The 8,451-nt window shown below is 32.3% G+C and carries 10 protein-coding genes and 1 pseudogene; all 11 read right to left on the bottom strand.

Going from position 1 to position 8,451, the window contains the following annotated elements:
- Nucleotides 1–345 precede the first annotated feature (345 nt).
- Entirely contained in the window at nt 346–1,308 is a 963-nt protein-coding gene (locus tag C7954_RS12770; RefSeq protein WP_134060217.1) for an Rpn family recombination-promoting nuclease/putative transposase, read from the bottom strand.
- Nucleotides 1,309–1,436: 128 nt separating this feature from the next.
- Nucleotides 1,437–2,240: a hypothetical protein gene (locus C7954_RS12765; protein ID WP_134060215.1), complete on the bottom strand. Its 804-nt coding sequence runs from the start codon at nt 2,238–2,240 to the stop codon at nt 1,437–1,439.
- A 59-nt stretch (nt 2,241–2,299) separates the two neighbouring features.
- A pseudogene (locus C7954_RS14205) lies at nt 2,300–2,434 on the bottom strand (tyrosine-type recombinase/integrase); the annotation flags it as partial.
- 13 nt (nt 2,435–2,447) lie between these two features.
- Nucleotides 2,448–2,822, bottom strand: a complete 375-nt coding sequence (locus tag C7954_RS12755) for a ParA family protein (RefSeq protein ID WP_134060213.1) — start codon at nt 2,820–2,822, stop codon at nt 2,448–2,450.
- A gap of 343 nt (nt 2,823–3,165) precedes the next feature.
- Nucleotides 3,166–3,432: a hypothetical protein gene (locus C7954_RS12750; RefSeq protein ID WP_134060211.1), complete on the bottom strand. Its 267-nt coding sequence runs from the start codon at nt 3,430–3,432 to the stop codon at nt 3,166–3,168.
- A gap of 42 nt (nt 3,433–3,474) precedes the next feature.
- Entirely contained in the window at nt 3,475–3,909 is a 435-nt protein-coding gene (locus tag C7954_RS12745) for a hypothetical protein (protein ID WP_134060209.1), read from the bottom strand.
- Between the two features lie 15 nt (nt 3,910–3,924).
- The gene (locus tag C7954_RS12740; RefSeq protein WP_134060207.1) at nt 3,925–4,503 is read right to left on the bottom strand and encodes a DUF8042 domain-containing protein; all 579 of its coding nucleotides are present in this window, start codon (nt 4,501–4,503) and stop codon (nt 3,925–3,927) included.
- A 23-nt stretch (nt 4,504–4,526) separates the two neighbouring features.
- Nucleotides 4,527–5,690, bottom strand: coding sequence for a hypothetical protein (locus tag C7954_RS12735; RefSeq protein ID WP_134060206.1), 1,164 nt, complete (start codon nt 5,688–5,690; stop codon nt 4,527–4,529).
- 90 nt (nt 5,691–5,780) lie between these two features.
- Nucleotides 5,781–7,211: a flagellar filament capping protein FliD gene (gene fliD, locus C7954_RS12730; protein ID WP_134060204.1), complete on the bottom strand. Its 1,431-nt coding sequence runs from the start codon at nt 7,209–7,211 to the stop codon at nt 5,781–5,783.
- 11 nt (nt 7,212–7,222) lie between these two features.
- Nucleotides 7,223–7,609 carry a flagellar protein FlaG gene (locus C7954_RS12725; protein ID WP_134060202.1) on the bottom strand — a complete coding sequence of 129 codons (387 nt, stop codon included), beginning with the start codon at nt 7,607–7,609 and terminating at the stop codon, nt 7,223–7,225.
- Between the two features lie 163 nt (nt 7,610–7,772).
- Nucleotides 7,773–8,451 (bottom strand): reverse transcriptase domain-containing protein (locus tag C7954_RS12720; protein WP_243833691.1); only part of this gene is annotated, 679 nt, incomplete at its 5' end.

Raw genomic sequence — 8,451 nt, 5'->3', positions numbered from 1 at the left:
GAGTAAACTTAGCCAGTTTTTCTGCAACATTGACCTGGCGTTCAACCTGTTTTCTAATCTCTGCAGCAAGTTCTTTCCCATTAGTATCTGGAGCAGCTTTCTTACTTTCTTCCTCATCACCTTTCATTTCAGATTGATGAATATAATTCCGCTCATCTGTAGACCAGATATAATTTTGGAGCCATTTGGCATAAATTTTGTTGCTGAAAACAAAAAAACAACCGCTATCTCCTGTAAGAAGAGTAACGATTGCAAAAAAAATAACTGCTATCTACAATAGAATAGATAACAGTTTCTGAAAACATATTTTTCTGTTGGTCTAAAAACTAAGCTAAAACTTAAAATTTAAATATCAATATTCTTAACTAATTCTTCTAAAGAATCATAACTTTTGATAGCATCTTTAATATTTTTTAATCTTTCATAATCATCTATCTTATTTATCTCCTGCACAATCTTTTTGCTGCTTAAACCAAATTTCAATTCCATTGCAAATTCAATCATTTCATGCATATTTTCTACTTTACCTTCTTCTTTTCCATCATGATAGATTTTTTCTGCTATAGTCATAATTACAGCACTCCCTTCAGCTGAAATGTTTTTTGCCTTTTGATCCAACTCATTTAAAGAAATTTCCTCTCCAATATTTAAAATATACTTAACAACAGTTTCAATATACTCCAGCCCGGTTGTTTTTTCTCTTAGTTCAATTAACAAAGGCAGAACTTCCCGCAGTCCTTTATCAAAATCATCATCAAAAATATGAGAGATCAACTTTAAAAATAGCCTCAGCTTAATCTGTCCCTTTATTTCTGCATCAGAATAATTAGAGAAATCATAAAGTAAATAATTATAACCAGGTATATAATCTGAAATAGCCTCTGAAGTAGCTTCAATTAATTCTGATAAGCTGCTTCCATACTTCCATTTTCTATCTCCATGATAAATAAGAATAGGTATAATTGGTGGTAGTTTCTCGTTTTTATTCTGTTTATTATAAAGCTTCCAGATATCTAAAATATAACCAAGCATCTGGACCGGTGTCATTTTATCAAAATAGCTCTTGTGTTCAAATAACAGGTAAACAAATCCTTCTTTACCATCTATACTTACATTATATAAAATATCAGAAAAACTTTCTTCCAACTCTTTATCTATAAAACTATCTTTGGCTACCTTAATATCTGTTAGATCAATTTCTTTTAAAATACTATTGGGTAGATAATTTTCTAAAAAATCTACTGCCACTTCCTTATCACCAAGAGTTCTCTTAAAAAGAGAATCATGTGGGTTTTTAATAATATCCAATTTAGTTCCTCCATCTCTTTTAACTTCCTGTATAATTATTATATCATATTAATCATCATAGAAAAACAGTTCCTTAATAACTATTTCGCTAAAACTTAATTTTCTCCTACTATTAAATCTATTTTATATCACTTAAGAAGAGAATCAACAGCATCTCTGTAACCATACTTCCGTAAATATTCAATAACTGCAGCTTCGAAAATATCTCTCTGAGATACATTCCTAACCTTGCTGAATTCTGTAACTAATTCAGCTAATCTATCAGCCATATAGACACTTTTAGTTTTGGTTGTGCCCGGAACAGCAAAATGTGGAATTTCTCCATCACTATCTTTTTCATCCTCTGTAGCTGCTAATAGTTCCTGTAAGGAATCCATATTTTTTTCTATAAACTCCATCACGGAAGTAAACTTAGCCAGTTTTTCTGCAACATTGACCTGGCGTTCAACCTGTTTTCTAATCTCTGCAGCAAGTTCTTTCCCATTAGTATCTGGAGCAGCTTTCTTACTTTCTTCCTCATCATCTTCCATTTCAGATTGATGAATGTAATTCCGCTCATCTGTGGACCAGATATAATTCTGTCGCTTCATAAAATCTGCTAAATCTTTATGATCATTAAAGCCTACTTTCTTTGCAACCGACTTAGGATCACTACCATCATCAGCAAACAAACTAATAATTAAATCAGCTTTTGATGATATACCAGTTAACTTCTTATTTTCAAATCCAGGGTCATCTACTTTTGGCACATAAGTACCTCGATCAGCATCCCAGAGGAAGTTTTTTTTTCTAATATACATGTCCATGGACTTATAGCTGGAATAATTCAAATCATCAGCTATCTCCTCTCTGGACTTCCCATTCTTTAAAGCTGTCAAAATATAGTTGACCTTTTCATCATAGATAGGCTGTTCTTTTTCTGTATCAGCCATAAATGTATTACCTCCTTTCATTAGGATTCCCCTGCCTATAATAGCAGGGGATTTTGGTATCAAAGCACATTAACTGCTTCACTTAAATCGTCAATATTGCTATGAGCGTACAGGCTGGTTACAGAAATATTGGAATGACCCAATAACTTTTGGATTTTATAAATATTAATGTCATTTTTTACTAGCGAAGATGCAAAAGAGTGTCTCTTATGGAGATCTCTTTATAAGCGTCAGAGTGTTGCTTACACCAGTCTGTATTTCATCTACTCTAGCTGACCCGGTTATGATTTTCTTGTCTCCTTTACCGGGCAGCTCAACTACTACTTCTTCCAATGCTTTCTGGCCGGTCAGCAGACCAAAAAGATTACTAGCTTCATTCTGACTCAGATTGATGTCAGTCAGATCAGTCTGTGAATCAAGATCCAACATTACTAATGAGTAGCCTGCATTAGCTAGTTCCTCTGCCATGACTATGACTGTGGTTAGAGTAGTTTTTCCAACTCCACCCTTCCTGTTAGAAATACTTATTACTTTTGGACCGAGCTTACTTTCAGCTTTAGTTGTTATTATTTTTTTAGGCATTATTATTCCTCCTCTCCCTACGTAGACCGTCTACGTATACTGTTTACGTCTACGTTTACTTTATTATTTTGTTAGGAGAGAGAATTTGATTGACGGAGCAGATTAGAAAGTTAGTTGTTTCGGCTGGAGAGTGATGTTTGGATTGGATTTCTTAAGTGAATTGCGGATCGATCGTAGAAAAGAATTTCAGAAGTAGAATTTTTAGATAGGCGAGATTTTTTGTACCCAAAATGCCAGCATTCAAAGCTTTCATGACATAGAAAAACCCCATTCTCTCAGAAATCACACTGAAAAGAATGGGGTTGTCTTTATCTGTCAAATATTATAAAATTTTATAATCAGCTTAACTTAAAACTTCACATTTCTTTACCTCAGTTTTAAGATAGTTAAAGTACTCCTGCAGTTCTTTTTCCTCTTCAGCTGTTAGTTCTTCATCTCTTATTTTTACTGCTGTAGCTCTCATATTTCTCAGCTTCCACTCTACTTCAGTGAGTTTGCTTTTCCTTTTCTTCACTTCTGATCTTTTATTTTCAGCAATTTTTAGTTTAGACTTTACTTCTTCTTTTAATTTCCTTATTATCTTCAACAGTTCATAAGCTTTTATTTGCATTTTAATCATTCCTAAGTATTCATACTTTAACTTCTAGTGTATCTAAACCTGCTCATCCAATACATGCTCTTCCTTCTTATCCTCAGCATAAATAAAGCGATCTGAACCAGAGGCAGTCATTTTAAGACTAACTTTACCAATTCCAAATTCTTCGTTAACCTGCTGCTGAATTGCAGACTGAATCTCTGTTAAATTATATTCTCCCGGGTCTATTTTTACAGCTCTATTGCGGTTGTTATGGTTAATAAAAAAGATATTATTACTGTCATTAATTTTAATCGGTCTTTTAACCGCATCATGGACTGCAATATCTTCTAGATCATAGGTTACTTTTTCTGGCTGTTGTGATCTGGTGAATCTGTCACCTTTTGGATCCTTCTCCCTTTGATCATTTCTCTCATCAGGCTGATTTATTTGATTATGAATTACATTTTTAATTTGGGTTAGGACAGAATTAGTTTTTTCGACAGCAGACATTTTTGGTCACCTCTTTTAGTATTCTTCTAATAATTCCTGATTAAAATCACTTAACTTATCAATATATTCTACCATTTCTACTTCTAACAGATCTCCCAGATAATCATAATTCTCATTCTGTAGAGATACCATAGCTCTATTTAGTGCCTGAGTAAAATCAGATAGTATCTTATTACCTTTATCTTTTAACTCTTTATTATCTATTAAGGATATTATACCATTGATCACTTCCAGATACCACTGTATACCTTCCAGTGTCTTATCCAGCAGATCAGAAGCATCTGCTTCTTTACCTTCTTTAAAAAGTTCGGCTGAGTTATTTAAAGCATTCTTTAATTTAGGAAGATAGTTTTCTGCTTCTGCAAGGGTTTCAGTGATTAGCTGCTCCACTTTCTTTGTTTCAAACTTTATCTCATCTATTCTATCTAAATCAAGTTCATTTTCCTGAAAATATTTTAAGGAAACCTCAACTTCATCCAAATAAATTATATCTATTACTTCATTATCTAACTTGGTTTCTACCAGTTCTAGAATTTCATTCTTATCTGTTACAGATTCTGCTTCTATAAGATTCTCGTTTATGTATATCTTCATCTCATCCAACCTCTCACATATCATTATTTATCATTTAAAAACCAAGAAATCTCATCTATAAAATTTCCCTTATAATACCAATCGCTTACTTCTAAATGATTTAAAATACAAAATATAAATATTTTTTGCCATGAATTAATAATTTCAATCATTTCTGAAATATATTCTTTATACGTAAATCCATCTTCTACAAATCCAAAGAACTTTGTGTATCGTTTTTTATCTCTTGAGCACAGTTGACTATCTAATTGATATTCCGAATCATTTCTTTTTTCAATAGGAAATATTCTTCCAGAATGAACAATTTTATTCCTTAAATAAATAAACTGCTGCATCCTTTTAAAAACAATTTTTTCACTTTTTACATCAAGGTCTTTTAAAAGCAATTCAGTAATTAAAAAATATAATCTATTTTCAAAAATGTCATTAGTATTTCCCACGCATTCCCAACCTTTAATATTATCCATTAAATTATTGAATTTATTAGTATAGTTCATATAATATATTTTAGAAAAATAATCAAATGTGGTACTTAAAATTAATAACTTCATGTCAACAGTATTCACAGCATTCATTTCTAAATAATAAAATAAAAGTTTTCCATGATTTCTGAATGTGAAAGTTTTATTTCTAAATTTGTTAATTATATTTTTTATTTGATTAACTATTTTCTGATAGTCTTTTTCAAGTATAAACATCTCATTCTTTTGATGATATCTATTTAAATTGTTTTCTCTTATTACTTGCTCACCAGAAAAAATTCCTAATAAAACTAAAATATCATCTAATAATTCACCATCACGATGTACTACAGAATTGTAATGCTCATTAGGAGATACAATATTATAAGTATTTAAAAGTGTATTATACTCTTTTTTATTTTCACAATTATTTTTAGGAATAAATTCTGTGCTATTATATTCTTTTTGAACTTTACTAAGAATTTCTTCAGCAAAATCAGGATTATTAATACAGTTATTAAAAAAATCTTCATCTGTGTCAAAACAAAAGTTATCATTTGTATTAAATCTTTTCTGAATAATTTCTGAAAAAGAATTTATTTTTATAAATTTGTATTCAAAAATGCTAAATTTTTCAGGAGACAAAGTTTTTATTATATTTGTGGAAAAATTTTTACCAAAAATTAAATTGTATATTTTTTCTTTTTTATATTCATTTGATTTCATTTATTTGTATGCATCCTCTCCCTAAAACAATTAAAGGAGATCGGTATCTATTCAGCTCACCAATCTCCTCAAAAATCAATTCTTATCATTTTATCTATTATTACTCGCTTGTGAATTAACATTAAGACTTGATATCTGACTCTGCATCCAGCTCATCTGCTGATTCATCTCAGAGATAGCTGATTCCATAGCAGCAAACTGTTCTACATATCTGTCACGAGTCAATTGTACTTTTCTCTGTACATCTTCTATATCATCATTTAAACTATCAATTCGGTTATCATAAAAATTAAGTCTTCTCGGGATTAAGCCGGTGTTTGATTGCATCAACTGGTCTAGATAACTATCCATCCTTTGAGCTACACCATCAAAACCTTCTTTATCAGTTGTTCCTCTAAATAGAGAGGCAACTTCTTCAGATGATTCCTGCAGAACCTCTTCAAATTTACTTTTATCAAAACTCATTACTCCATTGCGATCAATCTCAATTCCAACTGAAGAAAGAGTTCTAAAATTTCCTTCATCTTTAACTGCAGAAGTTGCTAAATTTCTCAACCGCATTTGAAGTCTCATAGCAGTACTGTCACCCTGAAGAACTGAGCCTTTATTCTCGTCCTCATCATAATCAGTTTTACCATCAATAAAGTTCATCACACTATTATATTGATCGACAAAACCCTGTACTGCATTTGTTGCTTTGCCTGTATCTTTGCTTACATTTATATCAGCAGAAGCCGTTAGATTTGTTCCGGGATCAACCTCAGCGTTTGGATTAATCTCAAAGGTAATACCCTCTACAACTTCAGAAAAAGTATTACTTGAGCTTGTAATACCAGTTATCCCATTAATATCAATTAAGGCATTAGAAGCCTGTTGAGGTTCATTTACTATACTTTGAGTATCAGTACTTAAAAGACCAAGCTTTTCTAATATATCTCCACTACTTGATAAATTAGCATCAGCAGGATCGGCAACATCCCCAGTTCCTTTAAGAGCATTCTCAACCCCAGTTTCTGTTGTTTCTAATACTAAGCGATCATCAACAATTGAAGCCTTTACTCCAGCTTCTGCATCATTTATTTTATTGCTAATATCACTTAGACTATCACCCTTACTTATATCAATATTACTATCATTAATAGTGATTGTATCATTAGATTCTGCAGAATATTCTTCTAGCTTTTCTCCAAATATTCTTTGAGTTTTAGCTACTTCATGAACTGTCACTGAATAATTTGCTTCATTAGAATCATTAGTTGCTGTAGCAGTAACTACATCCTTATCACTACTATTAGCAGTACGAGAATTAAAAGTTGAAGACATTTTTAGATCTGTAGTTCTTCCTTCAAGTTTATCAAGCCTGCTGTTAATATCACGCCAGGCACCTTTGGTGACTTCTAAATCTGATATTTCCCGCTGATAATTTAATATTGGTCTCTGTTCCAGGGCAACCAACTGATCAATTACAGCAGTAGTATCCATACCACTTGCTAAACCATCTAGTTGCATACTATTTAACACCTACTTCCTCTTTAAACCTTTTCATCAATTAATATACCTACCATTTCGTGTATTCTTGCTTTTAAATCCAGCATTTCTTCAGGTGGTAATTCTTTTATTACTTCATCTGTATTAACATCAATTACCTGCACCATTAGTTCTTCTGTATCTTCATGTATCTGAAAAGAAAGTCCTTCTTTAACTTGATCTACTATTTCATTTACATCTTTTACAGATTCTCTAACTTCATCTTCTAGTTCTTGCTGGTTATATTCGTTTTTTTCCTGAAGAGATGTAGCCTGTCTATTAGTTTTTTTATTATTAGATTTAATTTTTTCAGTTCTAATATTTTTACTGCTATTGTTGTTATTATTATATAGCTGCTGGCTGGAAAGCGAGTCTACTCCTTCTGTTCTCATAAAGCTTCCACCCTTTCTTATAGAGTAGGACCAGCCTTTCAGCTGGGACCCCTCGTCAAACTGCACGTACGGTTCTCCCGTATACAGCTTTCCGTCAGTCGTTGCCCCGTCTCAAGGAATAAGTCTTCGTCACTGTGTTACCACAGCTGTATATTTTAATCCTCTAGGACAATCTAGTAAGTAGTGAAACGAGTCCCTTCTTCCTGAAAAAGGAATTGGGGATTCTTTTGTTTTGATTCATAACTGCTTTCTTTTTCTCTATATATGACCTTAACCGCATTCGTATCCATTCATCCAAGCTCCTGAAAAGTGTCTTCACATTTCCATGACCGAAATAATTAGCCCAGCCATATATTTTAGCGTTTAGCCTTTTTATAATTGAGTCCACTTTCCAGGGCTGATTTCTCTTAGTAACTTTTCTAACTTTGTCTTTGAATTTTTCTAATGATTTCTTTCTAGGTCTTTTGTACCTCCAGGCTATGAATTCAAATCCTAAAAATACAAAACCCTCACCAAAGTTAGTTATTACTGTCTTTTCTGGATGCAGTTCTAATTTAAGTTTTTCCGTAATAATTTCTTTAACTACTTCATAAGCTCTTTTAGCTTTCCTTTTTGATTTCGTCATAACCACAAAATCATCAGCAAATCGCACCAGTTTATACCCTCTTTCTGTCATTACTTTATCGAACTCATGCAGAAAGATATTTGCCAGCAGTGGCGATATTACGCCACCCTGAGGGGTTCCTTTTTCTGTGGGTATATATTCTCCATCTTTCATGACTCCCATGGTCAGCCACGATTTTATTATTTCAATTACCCAACCATCTGTTACTTTTTGCTTT

It is taken from the genome of Halanaerobium congolense, assembly GCF_004366375.1.
Lineage (GTDB): Bacteria > Bacillota > Halanaerobiia > Halanaerobiales > Halanaerobiaceae > Halanaerobium > Halanaerobium congolense.
This window is presented reverse-complemented; position numbering and strand designations above follow the sequence as displayed.

Excerpts from the sequence above, each read along its gene's own strand:
- C7954_RS12765 (WP_134060215.1), bottom strand. The coding sequence starts at position 2,240 with ATGGCTGATACAGAAAAAGAACAGCCTATCTATGATGAAAAGGTCAAC.
- C7954_RS12755 (WP_134060213.1), bottom strand. The coding sequence starts at position 2,822 with ATGCCTAAAAAAATAATAACAACTAAAGCTGAAAGTAAGCTCGGTCCA.
- C7954_RS12750 (WP_134060211.1), bottom strand. The coding sequence starts at position 3,432 with ATGCAAATAAAAGCTTATGAACTGTTGAAGATAATAAGGAAATTAAAA.
- C7954_RS12745 (WP_134060209.1), bottom strand. The coding sequence starts at position 3,909 with ATGTCTGCTGTCGAAAAAACTAATTCTGTCCTAACCCAAATTAAAAAT.
- C7954_RS12740 (WP_134060207.1), bottom strand. The coding sequence starts at position 4,503 with ATGAAGATATACATAAACGAGAATCTTATAGAAGCAGAATCTGTAACA.
- C7954_RS12735 (WP_134060206.1), bottom strand. The coding sequence starts at position 5,690 with ATGAAATCAAATGAATATAAAAAAGAAAAAATATACAATTTAATTTTT.
- C7954_RS12725 (WP_134060202.1), bottom strand. The coding sequence starts at position 7,609 with ATGAGAACAGAAGGAGTAGACTCGCTTTCCAGCCAGCAGCTATATAAT.